At 45.5% G+C, this 17,781-nt stretch carries 17 protein-coding genes; 3 read left to right on the forward strand and 14 right to left on the reverse strand.

The window, feature by feature from the left end; all coding sequences use genetic code 11:
- Positions 1–13 precede the first annotated feature (13 nt).
- Positions 14–1,333, reverse strand: coding sequence for a 23S rRNA (uracil(1939)-C(5))-methyltransferase RlmD (gene rlmD, locus AB4307_RS06820; RefSeq protein WP_102333133.1), 1,320 nt, complete (start codon positions 1,331–1,333; stop codon positions 14–16).
- Between the two features lie 165 nt (positions 1,334–1,498).
- Between rlmD and barA the strand changes: the two genes are divergently transcribed.
- Positions 1,499–4,312, forward strand: a complete 2,814-nt coding sequence (barA, locus tag AB4307_RS06825) for a two-component sensor histidine kinase BarA (RefSeq protein ID WP_372074332.1) — start codon at positions 1,499–1,501, stop codon at positions 4,310–4,312.
- A gap of 125 nt (positions 4,313–4,437) precedes the next feature.
- Here barA and acpS read toward each other — a convergent pair whose 3' ends face one another.
- The 11 genes from acpS to rpoE form a co-directional block, all read right to left on the reverse strand.
- On the reverse strand, positions 4,438–4,818 hold the full coding sequence (gene acpS / locus AB4307_RS06830; RefSeq protein ID WP_017059039.1) for a holo-ACP synthase: 381 nt from the start codon (positions 4,816–4,818) through the stop codon (positions 4,438–4,440).
- Positions 4,819–4,896: 78 nt separating this feature from the next.
- Positions 4,897–5,634, reverse strand: coding sequence for a pyridoxine 5'-phosphate synthase (gene pdxJ, locus AB4307_RS06835; RefSeq protein ID WP_017059040.1), 738 nt, complete (start codon positions 5,632–5,634; stop codon positions 4,897–4,899).
- Positions 5,631–6,359, reverse strand: coding sequence for a DNA repair protein RecO (gene recO, locus AB4307_RS06840; protein ID WP_019826299.1), 729 nt, complete (start codon positions 6,357–6,359; stop codon positions 5,631–5,633). Before recO ends, pdxJ begins: the two co-directional genes overlap by 4 nt.
- Before the next feature lie 116 nt (positions 6,360–6,475).
- A complete protein-coding gene (gene era, locus AB4307_RS06845) occupies positions 6,476–7,447 on the reverse strand; it encodes a GTPase Era (protein WP_017059042.1) in 972 nt (323 codons plus the stop codon).
- A complete protein-coding gene (gene rnc, locus AB4307_RS06850; RefSeq protein ID WP_017066012.1) occupies positions 7,440–8,117 on the reverse strand; it encodes a ribonuclease III in 678 nt (225 codons plus the stop codon). Before rnc ends, era begins: the two co-directional genes overlap by 8 nt.
- Before the next feature lie 26 nt (positions 8,118–8,143).
- A complete protein-coding gene (lepB, locus tag AB4307_RS06855; protein WP_017068697.1) occupies positions 8,144–9,040 on the reverse strand; it encodes a signal peptidase I in 897 nt (298 codons plus the stop codon).
- Positions 9,041–9,285: 245 nt separating this feature from the next.
- Positions 9,286–11,079 carry a translation elongation factor 4 gene (gene lepA, locus AB4307_RS06860; RefSeq protein ID WP_017059045.1) on the reverse strand — a complete coding sequence of 598 codons (1,794 nt, stop codon included), beginning with the start codon at positions 11,077–11,079 and terminating at the stop codon, positions 9,286–9,288.
- A 137-nt stretch (positions 11,080–11,216) separates the two neighbouring features.
- The gene (locus tag AB4307_RS06865) at positions 11,217–11,687 is read right to left on the reverse strand and encodes a SoxR reducing system RseC family protein (RefSeq protein WP_372131482.1); all 471 of its coding nucleotides are present in this window, start codon (positions 11,685–11,687) and stop codon (positions 11,217–11,219) included.
- Entirely contained in the window at positions 11,684–12,646 is a 963-nt protein-coding gene (gene rseB, locus AB4307_RS06870) for a sigma-E factor regulatory protein RseB (protein ID WP_017059047.1), read from the reverse strand. Before rseB ends, AB4307_RS06865 begins: the two co-directional genes overlap by 4 nt.
- The gene (locus AB4307_RS06875; protein ID WP_017063205.1) at positions 12,643–13,266 is read right to left on the reverse strand and encodes a sigma-E factor negative regulatory protein; all 624 of its coding nucleotides are present in this window, start codon (positions 13,264–13,266) and stop codon (positions 12,643–12,645) included. Before AB4307_RS06875 ends, rseB begins: the two co-directional genes overlap by 4 nt.
- Before the next feature lie 26 nt (positions 13,267–13,292).
- Positions 13,293–13,871, reverse strand: coding sequence for an RNA polymerase sigma factor RpoE (gene rpoE, locus AB4307_RS06880; protein ID WP_017068700.1), 579 nt, complete (start codon positions 13,869–13,871; stop codon positions 13,293–13,295).
- Positions 13,872–14,260: 389 nt separating this feature from the next.
- Here rpoE and nadB point away from each other — a divergent pair, with 389 nt between their 5' ends.
- Positions 14,261–15,877, forward strand: coding sequence for an L-aspartate oxidase (nadB, locus tag AB4307_RS06885; RefSeq protein WP_017059049.1), 1,617 nt, complete (start codon positions 14,261–14,263; stop codon positions 15,875–15,877).
- Between the two features lie 135 nt (positions 15,878–16,012).
- On the opposite strand, the gene AB4307_RS06890 is transcribed toward nadB, so the two are convergent.
- On the reverse strand, positions 16,013–16,432 hold the full coding sequence (locus AB4307_RS06890; RefSeq protein ID WP_324295273.1) for a protein YgfX: 420 nt from the start codon (positions 16,430–16,432) through the stop codon (positions 16,013–16,015).
- The gene (locus tag AB4307_RS06895; RefSeq protein WP_004735374.1) at positions 16,380–16,640 is read right to left on the reverse strand and encodes an FAD assembly factor SdhE; all 261 of its coding nucleotides are present in this window, start codon (positions 16,638–16,640) and stop codon (positions 16,380–16,382) included. Before AB4307_RS06895 ends, AB4307_RS06890 begins: the two co-directional genes overlap by 53 nt.
- A 167-nt stretch (positions 16,641–16,807) precedes the next feature.
- Here AB4307_RS06895 and ygfZ point away from each other — a divergent pair, with 167 nt between their 5' ends.
- Positions 16,808–17,779, forward strand: a complete 972-nt coding sequence (ygfZ, locus tag AB4307_RS06900) for a tRNA-modifying protein YgfZ (RefSeq protein WP_372128437.1) — start codon at positions 16,808–16,810, stop codon at positions 17,777–17,779.
- The last annotated feature ends 2 nt before the right edge of the window (positions 17,780–17,781 follow it).

Consider the following 17,781-nt stretch of genomic DNA (forward strand, 5'->3'; position numbering starts at 1 on the left):
TGTTTAAGGGCCTCTAAGCCTTGATAAAGAGAGCCATAGATTCTAGATGACTGGTGTGTGGGAACATGTCCAACATACCCAGTTTGGCTAATTGATAGCCTTGTTTTTCTAAGCTCTCAGAATCTCTAGCTAGAGTAGCAGGATTACACGAAACATAAACCACACGCTTCGCTCCTAACGCTGAAATTTGATCAACGATCCCACTCGCTCCCGCACGTGCCGGGTCAAGCAATACTTTATCGAATTTCTCTTTTGCCCAAGGCTGTGAAGATAAGTCTTCTTCAAGGTTAGCTTGGTAAAATTCTGTATTGCTTAACTGGTTTAACGCTGCATTAGATGCGGCTTGCTGAACCATTTCATCAACGCCTTCTACACCAACCACAAACGCCGATTGTTGCGCGATAGGCAGACTAAAGTTACCGAGACCACAAAACAGGTCTAGCACTCGCTCATCCGCTTGAGGCTCTAGCCACTCAATCGCTTGAGCCACCATCTGCCGATTCACTTTCTGGTTTACTTGGATAAAGTGGTTTGGCTCAAACGGTAACGTCACGCCAGTTTCGCTGTAAGAAGGTGTATCGCCGACTAAGCGAACCAACTTATCGGTTTCAGGCATCGAATACAGCGTAGCGCCTTCTTCTTTTGCTAACGCAATCAGCGCTTGCTCATCTTTTTCAACCAGAGGCTTAAGGTGACGTAGCACCATAACAGGGCCAGTATCGCCCAACACCAATTCAACGTGTCCTAAAGACGTAAGGCTGTTGAAAGTGTTCAGTAAATTTTTCAGTTTTGGCAGCAACACATTAAGGCGAGGATCAAGCACGGCACAGTCGGTGATGTTTTCAATCTGCTTACTCTGCTTCTTACGGAAACCGAATTGAAGCTGTTGTGTCTTCTTATCAACAAATAGGCTGATACGTGCGCGACGTCGATAACCGGTTTCATCACCGACAATAGGTTGTGCAACTTCAGTGTTCGCCGTTTGGTATTGGCTCATCAGGTGCGTCAGAGATTGCGATTTATGCTCAACCTGAGAAGAGTAACCTAGGTGTTGAAGGTGACAGCCACCACACTGATTAAAGTGCTTACAAAACGGCTTTAAACGCTGCTCGCTCGGCTTCAATAACTTGATGAGTTTAGCTCGCGAAAACTTACTTTTGCTCTCAGTAAGTTGAATAACCACCTGCTCACCGGGCAATGCGCCATCAATGAAAACCGGTTTATTCTTTTGATAAGCGATGCCAGCGCCATTGTGATCCATTCGTTCAACCAAAACCGATTGATGCTTGGTCTCGAGTTGAGTTTTCTTTTTTGGTTGGAAAAAACGTGCCATTGCTTGTGCCTAATGTATCTTTTAATAAGTAATTGGTATCCAGGACTCACTATTATGTCTTGGAATCATTGTCGAACGTCACGGCTTTGATTAAGCTTACCGTTCACTTAACCGCCATTGTGTGCGTTATTTTCCCATATCCAGACCTCGATGTAATTAAAGAACATGACCAGATATGGCTTAAGAGCCCGTGTAATTACCTTAACTCTAGCTCCAACCCTGATTATTGGGTTGCTATTGAGTGCATTTTTCTCATTTAACCGCTATCAAGACCTTGAAGGTCAAGTGGTTAACACTGGTACTAGCATCATTGAGCCACTTGCGATTACGAGTGAATCAGGCATGAAGCTCGAAAGTCGAGAGTCTGTTCGTCAGCTTATTAGCTATGCGCATCGAAAGAATTCTAAGCTAGTGCGCAGTATCGCGGTGTTTGATGAGCGTCATGAGTTGTTTGTAACCTCAAACTTCCACCCCGATTTTGAAAGCCTGACCTACCCCAAAGATAAACCGATCCCGCATTTAAGCTCATCGAACCTTCTCGATAATACGCTGATTCTGCGGACACCTATCATCGCCGAAGGCCAGTACATCAATTCAGCCAACGGTCAGTCTCAAGCTAATCAAGCGATCGGCTACATTGCGATTGAATTAGATCTTTCATCACTTCGATTGCAGCAATATCAAGAAGTGTTCTCTGCATTCTTAGTGTTGATTCTCGGGCTTGGTTTATCGGGCGTGTTTGCGTTCCGCTTAATGCACGATGTCACTCAACCGATCACACACATGAAAAACATGGTCGACCGAATTCGTCGAGGTCACCTAGATGTGCGTATCGAAGGTAAGATGCATGGTGAGCTAGACTCGCTGAAAAACGGTATCAATGCGATGGCGGTATCGCTATCAGAGTATCACGTCGAGATGCAGCACAGTATCGACCAGGCCACATCAGATTTGCGTGAAACTCTTGAACAGCTAGAGATTCAAAACGTTGAGTTAGACATCGCGAAGAAACGCGCTCAAGAAGCGGCTCGTGTTAAGTCTGAGTTCTTAGCGAATATGTCTCACGAATTGAGAACGCCGCTGAACGGTGTGATTGGCTTTACTCGTCAAATGCTCAAGACTCACCTATCGAACAGTCAAACCGATTACCTACAAACCATTGAACGCTCGGCAAACAACCTGCTTAGCATCATCAACGATATCTTGGACTTCTCGAAACTTGAAGCCGGTAAATTAGCCCTAGAGAACATCCCATTTGAATTCCAAGCCAGCCTTGAAGAGGTAGTAAACCTTCAAGCAACCAACGCTCATGAGAAAGGCCTAGAACTGACACTGAAGATCGACCCTAAAGTACCGCCAGGTGTGGTGGGCGATCCACTGCGTATTCAGCAGATCCTAACCAACCTTGTTGGTAACTCAATCAAGTTTACCGAACGCGGCAACATTGATATCAGCGTTGAGCTTCGCTCACAAAGTGAAGACAACATCGAGCTGCAATTCATGGTTCGCGATACGGGTATTGGTATTTCTGAGCGTCAACAAGCTCAGCTTTTCCAAGCTTTCAGCCAAGCCGATGCAAGTATCTCTCGTCGTTACGGCGGTACAGGCTTAGGTCTGGTTATCACCCAAAAACTGGTCAGCCAAATGGGCGGAGAGATCAGCCTAACCAGTCGTCTTCACCAAGGCTCTACCTTCTGGTTCACCTTGAGACTATCAACGACTGATATGCCGATGACAGAGCTGATTGAGACGCAGTGTCTGCAAGACAAACAACTGCTGCTTATCGAGCCAAACATGCAAGCGGCATCGATTACTCAGCAAATCCTAACCCAAGAAGGCTTAGTGGTAACGTATCGTTCGGTGATGCCAGATGAGACGACCTCGTATGACTACGTTCTGCTTAACCTAGCCGCCAACCAAGAGTATCAATTTGATACTGTGAGTGGTTGGGCGATCGGTGCGAAGAAGATTGCTCAAAACGTGATTATTGGTACACCAAGTACCGAGCTAGCGTTGGGTGAGCAACTAATGAAAGAGGTCGATGTTCAGTGCATCACCAAGCCTCTTTCTCGTAAGAAGTTGCTGCAAACTCTGGTATCGAATCAGGCACCTACCTTGATTGCACCAGCGATTGAAACGCATTCTGAAGAGAAGTTACCGCTTACTGTGATGGCAGTAGACGACAACCCAGCCAACCTTAAGTTGATTACCGCGCTGCTTAAAGAGCGTGTAGAAACCGTCATCAGTTGTACCAGTGGTCAGCAGGCGATAGACAAAGCGACAGAGACGCCATTTGATATCATCTTCATGGATATTCAAATGCCACAGATGGACGGTGTAACCGCTTGTCAGAACATCAAAAAACTGGCGAACAATGCGAATACACCTGTAATTGCCGTGACCGCACATGCAATGATTGGCGAACGAGATCGACTGCTTGAAGCGGGCATGGATGACTACCTAACCAAACCTATTGAAGAGCATGTTTTACAGCAGGTTCTGATTCATTGGAGCTCGACCTCTGAGGTTGAGCACATCGAAAAAATAGATCCAGACCACCCAGCGGTCTCTGCTGAAGTCGACAACGGTCCGGTGTCAGAAACTGAAGCCAGCGTGCACACAAACATCATCATTGATTGGCAAGCTGCGATGAAACAAGCCGCCAATAAAGAAGACCTCGCACGCGATATGCTGCAAATGCTCGTCGACTTTATTCCAGAGGTGTATGAGGCAGCAGACAAAGCGATAGAAGACAGTGACTATCCAGTTGAAGAGCTGATACACATCATTCACAAGATGCATGGCAGCAGCTCGTACAGCGGCGTACCAAGGCTAAAATCGGTATGTGCGACAATAGAGAAAGAGCTGCGTTCAGGTACTTCTGTTGAAGACATTGAACCTGAGCTTTTCGAGCTTCAGGATGAATTAGATAAGGTTCAAGCAACCGCGATTCACTACTTGAAACAGGCGAAGGCCTAGCGGGTACTTGTTACTCACTAGTATTCTTTAGAGGGTTTACCCGCCAATAAAAAAGCAGAGCTCATGAGCTCTGCTTTTTTCTGTCTAGAGCCAAGAGCACTAGATATAAAGTCGCGATAATCTGTTTACGATTCGAGTAATACCGTTGCCACAGCGTAGTGACGCTCATCCGAGATAGTCAGATGAATCGATGTTGTGCCATTCGCCTCTGCGATTTCACGCGCTTTCTTGTGTAAGCTCAATACTGGCTTACCATGCTCATCGTTTGAAATCTCAAAGTCGTGGAAGGTAACACCCAGCGCAATCCCCGTACCTAACGCCTTAGATGCAGCTTCTTTAGCAGCAAAACGTTTTGCAAGGTAACGGCCTTTTTGCTTCAACTGTTGGAATACTTCAAACTCAGAATCCGTCAAAATACGCTGAGCAAAAGCGTCGCCACTTCGCGACAGCGCCTTCTCGACACGTTCGATTTCTGCGATATCTGTACCTAATCCAACAACAGCCATGCTTACCCTACTAACAAACTTCTATCTATTAACTCTACTAATTCGTCGCTTACGACTTAACGCTTACTGTTTAGAAAATTAAGCGTTGTTGCGTGCTGTTTCCATGATTGCTTTCATGTCTGCAACGGCTTTGTTTAAGCCATCAAACACTGCACGTCCCATGATCGAGTGACCGATGTTCAGCTCGTAGATCTCTGGAAGTGCCGCAATCGGTGCTACGTTGTGGTAAGTCAGACCATGACCCGCATTGACTGTGATACCTAAGTCATCTGCATAGCTTGCGCCTGCTGCGATCTTCTTAAGCTCGTCTTGTTGATCTTCTTCTGTCTTAGCATCAGCATAGTGACCCGTGTGCAGTTCAATGAACGGTGCGCCACACGCTTTTGCAGCATCGATTTGCTCACGGTCAGCATCGATAAACAGAGATACCTTGATACCTGCTGCAGACAGTTTTTGTGTCGCCGCTTTGATCTTCTCTAGTTGACCAACTACGTCCAAGCCACCTTCAGTGGTTAGCTCTTCACGTTTTTCAGGAACCAGACAAACAAACTCAGGATTAGTATCGAGTGCAATTTGAACCATCTCGTCCGTTACGGCCATCTCCAAGTTCATGCGAGTTTGAAGTGTTTCAGCCAGAATACGCACATCGCGATCAACGATGTGACGACGGTCTTCACGCAGGTGAATAGTAATGCCATCTGCACCAGCACGTTCAGCGATTTCAGCTGCGTGTACTGGATCTGGGTATTTAGTACCACGTGCATTACGTAGTGTTGCAATATGGTCGATATTAACGCCTAAAAGGATTGAGCTCATTTTCCAATACTCCGTGCTCTGGAGAGGGCTATTGTTGGCATAAATAGCTCTCTACTTTTTAATGGTTTGCCGCCAAGATACGGCTTTAAGGCTATGCGTGTAAAGCGTTTTGCCGCTTTTAACTGCTCTTTAGTGATAAACCTACGTTCGCTGATTGCAATAAGTTCATCGCCCATAAAAGTCAGGTTATCTCGACGTACTGAAGCGATGAAACCTTTCTGCTCTCGATAGCGATAAGTCATGCTCGGATCAATCGCTTCGCCAGTGCCCGCGCAGTGTAAAAAGTCGACGCCGTAACCCATAGCAGATAATAGAGCCAGCTCAAAGCGACGCAGTGCTGGCTCAGGATTATCATTATGCGCCAGCTCTGTTAAAGCATGAAGATAGTCGTGAAAAAGTGCAGGCATCGGTACTTCCGCCATCAATACCCGACCGATAAGCTCGTTCACGTACATGCCTGAATACAGATTAATACCGGCGAGAGGGAGCCCCAAGCTGATGGGTTCAGCTTGGCGTAAGGTTTTCATCGAACCATTACCAGACCACTTAAGCAATAGCGGCGTAAAAGGTTGTAATGCACCTTTCAAATTGGAACGCTTGCTGCGAGCGCCTTTAGACATCAACGTCACCCGACCGAACTCTTCGCTGAAGACGTCCAAGATCAGGCTCGACTCACTGTATGGTCGACGGTGCAACACAAAGCATCGCTGTAACCCTTCGCTCAATCACTTACCCTTATTACAGATACAAAAAGAGAGAGTTCGCACTCTCTCTTGAAATTATATTCAGTTCAACTTTCTTACTTCTTAATTCTTACTATCAGAAAGTGACGTTCAATATATTATAGATCGTCGATGTAGCCTAACGAGCGAAGTGCACGCTCATCATCAGCCCAGCCAGATTTAACCTTGACCCAAGTCTCTAGGTAAACCTTACGGCCGAATAGCTCTTCCATATCGATACGCGCTTCACGACCAATCGTTTTGATCTTCTCGCCCGCTTTACCAATCACCATTTTCTTCTGGCCTGTACGCTCAACAAGAATCAGTGCATTGATGTGGAAGCCATCGTTATCTGGGTTGTAATCGAAACGTTCGATTTCAACCGTTACCGAGTAAGGTAGCTCGTCACCCGTAAAGCGCATCAGCTTTTCACGGATAATTTCAGAGGCCATAAAACGTTGCGAGCGATCAGTCACGTATTCTTCAGGGAAGTGGTGTGTCGCTTTAGGTAAATGTTCACGTACGTGCTTACGCAGTACATCAATATTTTTACCTTGCTTCGCTGAGATTGGCACTACATCAATGAAGTCCATCTTCTTAGAGACTTCCATCATGTGCTGCATCACGTTAGTACGGTCTTGAACGTTATCTACTTTGTTGATGCAAAGTACAACTGGGAAGTCAGTCTTCTTCAGTTTGTTCAGAACCATCTCATCGTCGTCAGTCCAGTGAGTACCATCGACAAGGAAGAATACTAGGTTTACATCACTCAATGAGCTGTTCGCCGCACGGTTCATCAAGCGGTTGATGGCACGCTTTTCTTCAATATGAAGTCCAGGAGTATCAACAAAGATCGCTTGGTAATCACCCTCAGTTTCAACGCCCATAATACGGTGACGTGTCGTCTGTGGTTTACGTGATGTAATAGAAATCTTCTGACCCAGAATATGGTTCAGAAGCGTCGACTTACCTACATTTGGGCGACCGACAATAGCGATGAAGCCACAGTGTTGGTTTTCCGGTAGGCCTGTTTTTTTGCTATCAGATGAAAAGAATGCATCGATATCGAAATCTTGGTTGTTATCAGACATTGCTTAGTTGCTCTAATGCTGTTTCAGCAGCCGCTTGTTCTGCCTTGCGGCGGCTAGTGCCTTTACCGATAACAGGTTTATCCACACCTGCCACTTCACACTCAACCGTAAACTCTTGGTTGTGTGCTTCACCTTTAATATTAGTCACTGTGTAGACAGGTAGAGGATTTCTTCGACCTTGCAAAAACTCTTGTAGGCGAGTTTTCGGATCTTTTTGAGATACTCCAGGCTGAATAGCATCTAGGCGAGATTGGTACCAGCTTAAAATAATGCCGCGAACCGTCTCGGTATCACTATCTAAATAGACAGCGCCTATGACCGCTTCAACCGCATCCGCTAGAATAGAATCACGACGGAAACCGCCACTCTTCAACTCACCTGGACCTAATTTTAAGTAATCTCCTAGTTCGAATTCACGACCTAGTTCTGCCAATGTATGACCACGTACTAATGTTGCGCGCATGCGGCTCATATCACCTTCGTTTACCTTAGGAAAACGGTGGTAAAGATCATCAGCGATAACAAAACTTAAAATTGAATCGCCCAGAAACTCAAGACGTTCGTTATGTTTACCTGCGGCGCTGCGGTGAGTCAGCGCCAAGTGGATAAGATCGGCATCATTAAACTGATAGCCAATCTTTCTCTCTAGTTTATCAATTGGAGAATTCATGCTCTCTCGATGTGTTATGTGATCGATTAATGAATCCCACCGATGCGATTAAAACGCACACCAGTAGGAATCCATGTTGGAAGTACACTGTCTGAACCGCGTTCGAATTCGAAGCTGATCCAAATAGCAACGGCCTTACCAACAAGGTTTGCTTCAGGGACAAAGCCCCAGTAACGGCTATCGGCACTGTTGTCACGGTTATCACCCATCACAAAGTACTGGCCTTCTGGAACGACCCATTCGTTAACACCATTGCGAGGCTGATATGCTTGCACACGATCGCGGCGCAATGGGTTAACTAAAATCTGGTGTTCTACGTCTCCAAGCTGTTCGTTCAGCTGAATCAGAGGCACACCATCTTGAATAAATTGGCTCTCTTCAACATTACTTAGTTTCACTGGTTCACAGCTACTTGTACCCTTCGCCTGAATGCAGATCTCTTTACGACTGCTGTAGCGAATGGTGTCACCTGGCATACCAACAACACGCTTGATGTAGTCGATGTTAGGCTGAGGTGGGTACTTAAATACGATTGAATCACCACGCTCTGGCTTGCCCGTTTCTACCAGTTGAGTGCGCCATACTGGGTCTTTTAGACCGTACGCGTACTTCTCTACCAAGATGAAGTCACCAACCAAAAGCGTTGGCATCATCGAGCCAGAAGGGATTTGAAACGGTTCATAAATAAATGAACGCAGAACCAAAACAAATGCAATTACCGGGAAAATGGACACACTGTTCTCAACCCACCAAGGTTGAGCCGTAACTTTTGCGCTAGTTTCAGCGTCTAGGCCATTCGATTGTGCTTCAACGTCAGCAAGCTTTTGCTGGCGCTTCTTCGCCCACACAAACTTTTCCAACGCCCATACAATGCCGGTCACTAGAGTTACGATCACTAAGATAAGCGAAAATGTATTAGCCATTGATATCCCTTAAATTTCATTTCTTTAAAAATAACGAAAGTGAAAGAGCATAACTCTTTCACTCTGCTTAATATTTCTAATTTGTATCAATCATGCTGACTAAATGCTGGGAAGATTACGAAGGAAAAATCGTTTAGTTCGAGGCGCAAAGTGCAGTGACTAGTGGGCCTAATTGCAATCTTTGCAACAAAGAAATAAACGATTTTAACCAGTAATGTTCAGCAGATAGTTAGTGCGATTGATACCTAGTCTTTGCCAACATGAAGGATTGCAAGGAAAGCTTCTTGAGGCAGTTCAACGTTACCGATCTGCTTCATACGCTTCTTACCTTCTTTTTGTTTCTTAAGAAGTTTCTTCTTACGACTGATATCACCACCGTAACATTTTGCGATTACGTTCTTACGCAGTTGTTTCACTGTAGAACGAGCAATGATGTGGTTACCAATCGCTGCTTGAATCGCGATATCGAACATCTGACGAGGGATGAATTCTTTCATCTTCTCTACCAGTAGACGACCACGAGACTGAGCAATATCTTTGTGCGTAATGATAGCTAGTGCATCAACTGTTTCGCCATTCAGCAGTACGTCTACACGTACCATGTTTGATGGCTCGTAACGTTGGAAGTTGTAATCCAATGATGCATAGCCGCGAGACGTTGACTTCAGACGGTCGAAGAAGTCTAGAACTACTTCTGCCATAGGAAGATCGTACGTCACAGCAACTTGGTTACCGTGGTAGACCATGTCTACTTGTACGCCACGCTTCTCAACACACAGTGTGATTACGTTACCTAGGTAATCCGAAGGTACCAGAATATTACAGCGTGCAATTGGCTCACGAATTTCTTCTAGGTCATTAACCGCTGGCAGTTTAGCCGGGCTATCAACGTAAAGAACCGTTTTATCTGTTTTTACAACTTCATACACTACTGTTGGAGCAGTTGTGATTAGGTCTAGGTCGTATTCACGCTCTAGACGCTCTTGGATGATCTCCATGTGAAGCATTCCTAAGAAGCCACAACGGAAACCAAAACCAAGTGCTGCTGAGCTTTCTGGTTCAAAGAACAGTGATGCATCGTTCAGGCTTAATTTGCCTAACGCGTCACGGAAGTTTTCGTAGTCATCAGATGATACAGGGAATAGACCAGCGTATACCTGAGGCTTCACTTTTTGGAAACCAGGTAGACGTTCAGTGCTGCCGCCTTTTGCAAGCGTCAACGTATCACCAACCGGTGCACCTAGGATGTCTTTAATACCACAAACAACCCAACCTACTTCGCCAGTATTTAGCTCTGTAGTATCGATTTGCTTAGGCGTGAAGATACCTAGACGGTCAACACCCCATACTTGGTCTGTCGACATTACTTTGATCTTATCGTTCTTCTTCAGCTTACCGTTTTTGATACGAACCAAAGAAACTACGCCAAGGTAGTTATCGAACCAAGAGTCAATGATCAACGCTTGTAGAGGCGCTTCAGGATCACCTTCCGGTGGCGGGATTGCCGTCACGATGTTTTCTAGAACATCATCAACACCCAAACCTGTTTTCGCAGAACAGCGAGTCGCTTCCATCGCATCGATGCCAACGATCTCTTCGATTTCTTCAGCAACACGTTCTGGTTCAGCAGCTGGTAGGTCAATCTTGTTCAAGATTGGCACTACTTCCAGTTCCATTTCGATTGCTGTGTAACAGTTTGCTAGAGTTTGTGCTTCAACACCTTGGCCAGCATCCACTACAAGTAGTGCGCCTTCACAAGCCGCTAGAGAACGAGATACTTCGTAAGAGAAGTCTACGTGTCCAGGAGTGTCGATAAAGTTAAGTTGGTAAGTTTCACCATCTTTAGCTTTGTAATCTAAAGTCACACTCTGCGCTTTAATTGTAATACCACGCTCGCGTTCTATATCCATAGAATCGAGGACTTGAGCTGCCATCTCACGTTCACTTAATCCTCCACAAACTTGGATTAAGCGGTCAGAAAGGGTCGACTTACCGTGGTCGATGTGGGCGATAATCGAAAAATTACGAATGTGCTTCATAGGCTTGGTGTGACTAAACTCTTTGAATAGGGATAATAAGAAAGCCGCGACGCGTCCAATCTACAGTCAGCATTGGTGGCGGCATTTCAATCAAGTTGGCAGATTCTACCCAATTTAAGGGCAAGAAGCATCATAAATTAGACGAGAGACTCACCTAGGATTCGAATCAAGACGACTTCTTGCTTGGATTTGTCTTCCATGGGTTTGGCTAACCGCTTCGCTAAGGCAACCCCACCAGCAGTAAACAGTGCTGCACTTAAGATAACAATGCCCTCGCCCCCCTGGAGTGAGGGTTGTAACAAGAGTTGCCCAAAACCAGCACCAATCATCAACATGAAAAGTGGGATGAGATAAACAATCGCCGCCGACTGAAGTAGGCTTTTTTCTGGAAAGCCAATTTCTACGATTTGTCCAGCTTTGACTAAGCTTTTGGTTTTAAGCTGCCAAAACAAAGATTTATTGCCAACAGCCTTGGTCACAATACCCGTACCGCAGTTTTTTTGAGAAGAACAGCTGCTACAACTGGTTTGTTGTTCGCAGCTCAATTGAACAAAGTATTGCTTACCTTTTTGTTCAACCGAGCTAACGGTCGCCAGCGCGGTCATCATTGCGCTTGTACCGATTTATTAAATGTAACTGACTGAGCAATACGTTTTGCAGTTGCCGGCGGAATGTCACCAACCACAGAGATCTCTTTATCGCCAATCACTAAGCTGTGCAAGGTTCTACGCCCTTGACGCACCAGCTGCCCTTTCAATGAATGCTCATCTTTTTCCGCGATATAAACCGAAAAGTTAAACAGTCCATCACTGAAAAGCTGACTTTCAACCATTTTATCGGTCGCAGCCATTTGATAGCGGCTAAGCTCTTTTGATTTAAACCCTTCAGGAATCCACGACGCTTGCCAGTTAGTTTCACTCACTAAGCCTTCCGGTAATGATAAAACTTTCGGCAATTGAGCTTGGCTCAAGCCACCCATAGCCTCAGCAATCTTATCGTTCACCACGTAAGAGATAGTGCGGTACTGTTCAAGCACTTCGCCATCACGATCCAAAAGGTCGGCACGCAAAGGAAGATTCGTTTTTTCGTCTACCCAAACCACGTAAGAGTAGCGAAGGCCATCTTTCGGCACGACACGCAGCACTTGAGTGGTGCTACCTGCTTCACGAGAGCGACCAACTTTCACAAAGTCGTAGTACTGATTCAGAGATTCGATATCTCGATTAATCATCGGAATAACAGGCGCAACCATGCTGCCTGACTGAATCGTAAATGGCTCTGTACCCGGCTCGATGTAGCTAACTTCGTTGCCACGTCGAATGACTTCACGAACAGGGCCGCTTAGATAAACAAGGTGTGCAAGTTGTTGGTCGTCGTTAACCGCATGGCGATAAACAAGAGGCTCAATACTGCTCTTCTTTATCAAAATGTAGGAGAGTTCGTAATTTAGATGCTGACTGGCCTCGTTCATTTGATGCAACAAGGCCTTTGCAGTGGTTTCCTCTGCAAAGGCTGTTGGAGACATCAAGCTGAACAGTGTCAGTGCACTGACCAGGATTTTCTTCATTCAATGTCCGATTCTAGATGTGCATCTTGCATTGGCGATGCATCACTGTTTAATCTTAGCTGCAGCTCATAATCTTCTAACAATGCATGAACGCGTTTGCGCTGCTCTTGCAAGTTAGCTTCAGATGCTGGTTTCTCAACAGAGTCACGCGTTAAACTTACTGGTTCCGCAGAACCGGCAAATGGAATCGTCTGGAGTACAGGCAACTGCTCTGGTGCTGCAGGGTCGCTACCACCATATTGTTGAACACCTAATACAACGGCTAATGAAACACACGCTGCCACGGCAACTTGTCCAAACTGTTGTAACCACGCCGGAAGCTGACGCTTCGCTTGCTGAGGTTTAGGTTGCTCTTCAATTGGAGCAACAGTAGGTTCAACATTCACTTGGTGCAGGTTCGACATTGAACCATGTGCAGGCTCGTTCTCAAGCGCTGCCGCTACACTATTAGCAATGTTCCACTCTGGAGTTTCTGGCGAATCCCCACGCATAACATCACCAATTAAATGGTAACTCTGCCAAGTATCCATGCTTTCTTGATCAGATTCTAGATCTACAATGAGAGCTTTATCGATCGTTTCACCATCCATGAGTGCCGAAAGCTTTTCTTTATCAGCCATTATTTTCACCATAATTATTACAAGTTCTAGCGTTGCAAAAGAGGTTTGATTTTCTTTTCCACCGCTTCACGAGCTCGGAAAATACGCGAACGTACGGTTCCTACAGGGCAATCCATTACTTCTGCAATCTCTTCGTAGCTCAAACCTTCGAGCTCTCGCAACGTCATTGCAGTTTTTAAGTCTTCTGGTAGCGCTTCAATCGCTCCAAAAACAACTTGTTTCAATTCTTTAGACAGCGTTAAGTTCTCAGGGTTCGATATTTCTTTTAACGCGCTGCCTGTTTCGTAATATTCTGCATCTTCTGCATCTACATCGGTTACTGGCGGCCTACGGCTTTGGGCAACGATATGATTTTTAGCGGTGTTCACGGCAATTCGGTATAACCATGTATAGAAGGCACTCTCGCCACGAAAGTTAGGTATCGCGCGGTAAGCTTTAATAAAAGCTTCTTGTGCTACATCAGGTACATCACCGGAATTATTCACGTATCGAGAGATAAGATTACAAACTTTGTTTTGATACTTAACCACTAGTAAGTTAAATGCCTGCTTATCTCCACTCTGAACTCGCTCAATCAACACTTGATCGGTTAGCTGCTCGTTCATTCGAGCGGGTACTCCTATTGTTATAACCCTCACCTTCACAGATATGGGTACTAATTATGCGAAATGTAGTATTGACACCACCGTCTACAAGAGCACTATTGTGACTAAGCCAAATACCGAAAGTTCCAACTTTCTTAAAATTATTTGCCATTATTGTTTCACAATGTGATGTAATAAAAATAGCTATCCCTATCAATTTGGGGAAACTTGAGCAAAAGCAATGGTATTGAGCAATTAAATATTTCTAGATAGCTGTCTATATATTGATTTTGCATAGCGTTTAAGGATGACTCTGGAGAGATTATAACAGTCTTAGCCAAACTCCTAAAACAAGACAAAGTCAATTGAGAGTGGACAACTCGACTATAGCCCGGGATTTAATAAGTTTTATGAACGCAAACCGTGAACATCAGTGTGATGTATTAGTGGTAGGAAGTGGTGCGGCAGGCTTGTCATTAGCCTTACGCGTAGCAGAACATGCAAAAGTAATTGTATTAAGCAAAGGACCACGCAGCGAAGGATCGACGTATTACGCACAAGGTGGTATCGCCGCGGTGTTCGATGAGTCGGACAGTATTGAGTCTCATGTAGAGGATACTCAAATCGCTGGGGCTGGGTTATGCGAAGAAGATACAGTTCAATTCATTGCTGAAAATGCGAAAGAGTGTGTGCAATGGCTGATTGATGGTGGTGTTCCATTTGATAAAGATGAGAACAGCACAGAAGGCCAACCAAAATATCACCTCACTCGTGAGGGTGGCCACAGTCACCGCAGAATTCTGCACGCTGCCGATGCAACTGGCATGGCGATGCAAACCTCACTACAAGATAACGTCAACAACCACCCAAATATCGAGATCTTCGAGCGCCACAATGCGCTGGATTTGATCACGGAAGATAAGATTGGTGGTTCAAAAGACAAGGTGATCGGTGCCTACATTTGGAACCGTAACCAAGAACATGTTGAAACCGTGCGCGCTAAGTTTGTTGTATTAGCAACAGGCGGCGCTTCAAAGGTTTACCAATACACCTCTAACCCAGATGTTTCTTCAGGTGATGGTATTGCTATCGCTTGGCGTGCGGGTTGTCGTGTGGCAAACCTTGAGTTCAACCAGTTCCACCCAACTTGTTTATTCCACCCAGAAGCGCGTAACTTCCTACTAACGGAAGCACTGCGTGGTGAAGGTGCTTACTTGCGTCGTCCAGATGGTTCTCGCTTTATGAAGGACTTCGATGAGCGCGGTGAACTGGCGCCACGTGATGTGGTTGCTCGTGCAATTGACTTCGAAATGAAGCGCTTGGGTGCCGACTGTATGTATGTTGATATCAGCCACAAGCCTGAAGAATTCATCACAGCGCACTTCCCGATGATCCATACTCGCTTGATGGACTTGGGCATCGATATGACCAAAGAGCCGATCCCTATCGTACCAGCCGCTCACTACACGTGTGGTGGTGTCATGGTGAATAAGCAGGGTCAAACCGACCTAACGAACTTGTATGCGATTGGCGAAGTGAGCTACACCGGCTTACACGGTGCAAACCGAATGGCTTCTAACTCACTGCTTGAGTGTGTGGTTTACGCATGGGCAGCAGCAAAAGATATCGTTGAGAACATCGACCAATCTCAACTGTGCGCTGAACTGCCAGCATGGGATGAAAGCCAGGTCACCAACAGTGATGAAGAAGTTATCATTCAACACAACTGGCACGAACTGCGCCTATTCATGTGGGATTACATGGGCATTGTTCGAACGGATAAACGACTAGAGCGAGCATTGCGTCGCATTCAGATGCTGCAACAAGAAACTCATGAGTACTACAGCTACTTCAAGGTTTCGAATAACCTATTAGAACTGCGTAACTTGCTACAAGTGGCAGAGCTAATGGTTCGTTGTGCAATGCAACGTAAAGAGAGCCGCGGCCTCCACTACACGTTGGATTACCCTGAACTTGCAGAAGACAGTGGCCCAACGATTCTGACGCCAGAGAAACGCCAATCATAATAATTGGTTAAACGTGCTTAGCGAATTAGCCGTCAGCGGAAAATGATTAAACGAAAGGGAGCCGAGTGCTCCCTTTTCTTTTGTCTAACGCTTTCTTTTATCTAATACTTTCTTTCATCGAATAGTTTGGCTTCTCTAGCGCGCTCGTTGTAAGTTCGCCAGAAAATGGCGATATTCTCGCTCGCAACAGCTGTCCCGCCAAAGCAGTACCGAGTGCCCACATTCAAACTGCAATTTAACGAAGAACTGCGCCCAGATCTTATCAACGGACTTGAGTCGGTAAGTTCGGTCATTGAGTCGAATATCACCATCCTCTCTGTAATCAAAACGCCCATAGACACTATTTAGAATCACATGATTGTTTCTGAACAAGCGGATCATTAAAGCTAAGCAATAAAGGCTGGCGGCAAGTGGAATAGAAGACAGGACGATGAAAAACAAAAGGCACCCAAAAATAGTGCCTTTTGCAAATAATGCGGAATACGAAGGGTTAAGCTGAAGCTTAACGAACCTTGCTGAGGTTGTGTGCGACAATTTTATCAACCATTGATGCATGGCCTAGGTTTTCACTGCGTCCGTGGCCCATTACCCAAGTAAACAAATCTGGATCATCACACTCTAATAGAGAAACAAACTCGCGCTGTTCCTGCTCTTGCAATGAATCAAAACACTCTTCGAAAAATGGCATGATGACTACATCAAGTTCTAACATGCCGCGACGGCAACCCCATTTAATTCGTGCTTTCTGCTCTGCAGTGTACATTGGCTATCCTCACCTATAATTTTTCTTTCTCGGAGTGTAACAAGTCATACGCCCTGCAACTACTATGTGAGTCACAGTCCCTATCTAAGCTCACAAAAAAACCTAGGCTGACAAAGAAACAGAACCGGATTAACATAGAGCCAAATAAAATTCTTAGGAAAGATAAAATGGATTGGAAAAACATATTTCAGCCACTCGCTCATACGCAAAATGAATCGCTTCCAGAACTGATGATGACACACGTATCAGACTGGAGTGCAATTACCATGATAGGCGATGACAAAAAGTCGTACCTACAGGGTCAAGTAACGTGCGATGTCGTCACTCTTCCTAATGATGAATCCACGTTAGGCGCGCACTGTGATGCAAAAGGAAAGGTATGGAGCATCTTCCGCCTGTTCCATCACAATGGCGGTTACGCACTCATGCAGCCTAAATCTGCGATTGAAGTAGAGCTGGTCGAAATCAAAAAATACGCCGTGTTCTCTAAGGTTGATATCGAGCAAACGACAGATGTTGTTATCGGTGTGATGGGTGCGTCTGCGGATCAATATATTGATTCAATTTCAGAAGGCCAAGGTAACGTGCGTGCTATCTCTGGTGGCACAGCGGTTAAAGTCTCAGACAATCGCTGGGCGTTGCTTATTACGGAAGAAGTTGCTGCAACTTTAGTCTCAAGTAGTTCAGCAGAAAAAGTATCAGAAGCACTTTGGCAGTATTATGAAATTCTTGATGCTCAGCCTAACCTATCGAAAGCAGAGCAAAACGAGCACATCCCTCAAGCGCTTAACCTGCAAGCGATTGGTGGAATCAGCTTTTCAAAAGGCTGCTACACAGGTCAAGAAACGGTAGCTCGTGCCAAGTACCGTGGCATGAACAAGCGTGAGATGCGCATTGTTTCAGGAACGACAGCAGAAGTATTGTCTCTAGAGAACCCAATTGAACTAGAGCGTAGTGTGGGTGAGAACTGGCGTGGCGCAGGCCGACTATTAAACGTCTATCAATTTGCTGATAACCGAGCGATTGGTTTGATGGTACTGCCAAACAACCTTGATGACGATGTTCAGCTGCGACTGACCGCGCAGCCTGATCAAACATGGAATATCCTGCCACTGCCGTACAGCCTTGACGACGAGTAACC

Source organism: Vibrio sp. 10N.261.52.C2 (assembly GCF_041471425.1).
In the GTDB taxonomy this organism is placed as follows: Bacteria; Pseudomonadota; Gammaproteobacteria; order Enterobacterales; family Vibrionaceae; genus Vibrio; species Vibrio crassostreae_C.

What these genes read in the sequence shown, in the direction of transcription:
- AB4307_RS06895 (WP_004735374.1), bottom strand. Translation starts at nt 16,640, where the DNA reads ATGTACACTGCAGAGCAGAAAGCACGAATTAAATGGGGTTGCCGTCGC.
- pdxJ (WP_017059040.1), bottom strand. Translation starts at nt 5,634, where the DNA reads ATGAGCTCAATCCTTTTAGGCGTTAATATCGACCATATTGCAACACTA.
- AB4307_RS06890 (WP_324295273.1), bottom strand. Translation starts at nt 16,432, where the DNA reads ATGCATCAATGGTTGATAAAATTGTCGCACACAACCTCAGCAAGGTTC.
- rseB (WP_017059047.1), bottom strand. Translation starts at nt 12,646, where the DNA reads ATGAAGAAAATCCTGGTCAGTGCACTGACACTGTTCAGCTTGATGTCT.
- rlmD (WP_102333133.1), bottom strand. Translation starts at nt 1,333, where the DNA reads ATGGCACGTTTTTTCCAACCAAAAAAGAAAACTCAACTCGAGACCAAG.
- AB4307_RS06865 (WP_372131482.1), bottom strand. Translation starts at nt 11,687, where the DNA reads ATGATGACCGCGCTGGCGACCGTTAGCTCGGTTGAACAAAAAGGTAAG.
- nadB (WP_017059049.1), top strand. Translation starts at nt 14,261, where the DNA reads ATGAACGCAAACCGTGAACATCAGTGTGATGTATTAGTGGTAGGAAGT.
- era (WP_017059042.1), bottom strand. Translation starts at nt 7,447, where the DNA reads ATGTCTGATAACAACCAAGATTTCGATATCGATGCATTCTTTTCATCT.
- lepA (WP_017059045.1), bottom strand. Translation starts at nt 11,079, where the DNA reads ATGAAGCACATTCGTAATTTTTCGATTATCGCCCACATCGACCACGGT.
- ygfZ (WP_372128437.1), top strand. Translation starts at nt 16,808, where the DNA reads ATGGATTGGAAAAACATATTTCAGCCACTCGCTCATACGCAAAATGAA.
- barA (WP_372074332.1), top strand. Translation starts at nt 1,499, where the DNA reads ATGACCAGATATGGCTTAAGAGCCCGTGTAATTACCTTAACTCTAGCT.
- lepB (WP_017068697.1), bottom strand. Translation starts at nt 9,040, where the DNA reads ATGGCTAATACATTTTCGCTTATCTTAGTGATCGTAACTCTAGTGACC.
- acpS (WP_017059039.1), bottom strand. Translation starts at nt 4,818, where the DNA reads ATGGCTGTTGTTGGATTAGGTACAGATATCGCAGAAATCGAACGTGTC.
- rnc (WP_017066012.1), bottom strand. Translation starts at nt 8,117, where the DNA reads ATGAATTCTCCAATTGATAAACTAGAGAGAAAGATTGGCTATCAGTTT.
- rpoE (WP_017068700.1), bottom strand. Translation starts at nt 13,871, where the DNA reads ATGAACGAGCAGCTAACCGATCAAGTGTTGATTGAGCGAGTTCAGAGT.
- AB4307_RS06875 (WP_017063205.1), bottom strand. Translation starts at nt 13,266, where the DNA reads ATGGCTGATAAAGAAAAGCTTTCGGCACTCATGGATGGTGAAACGATC.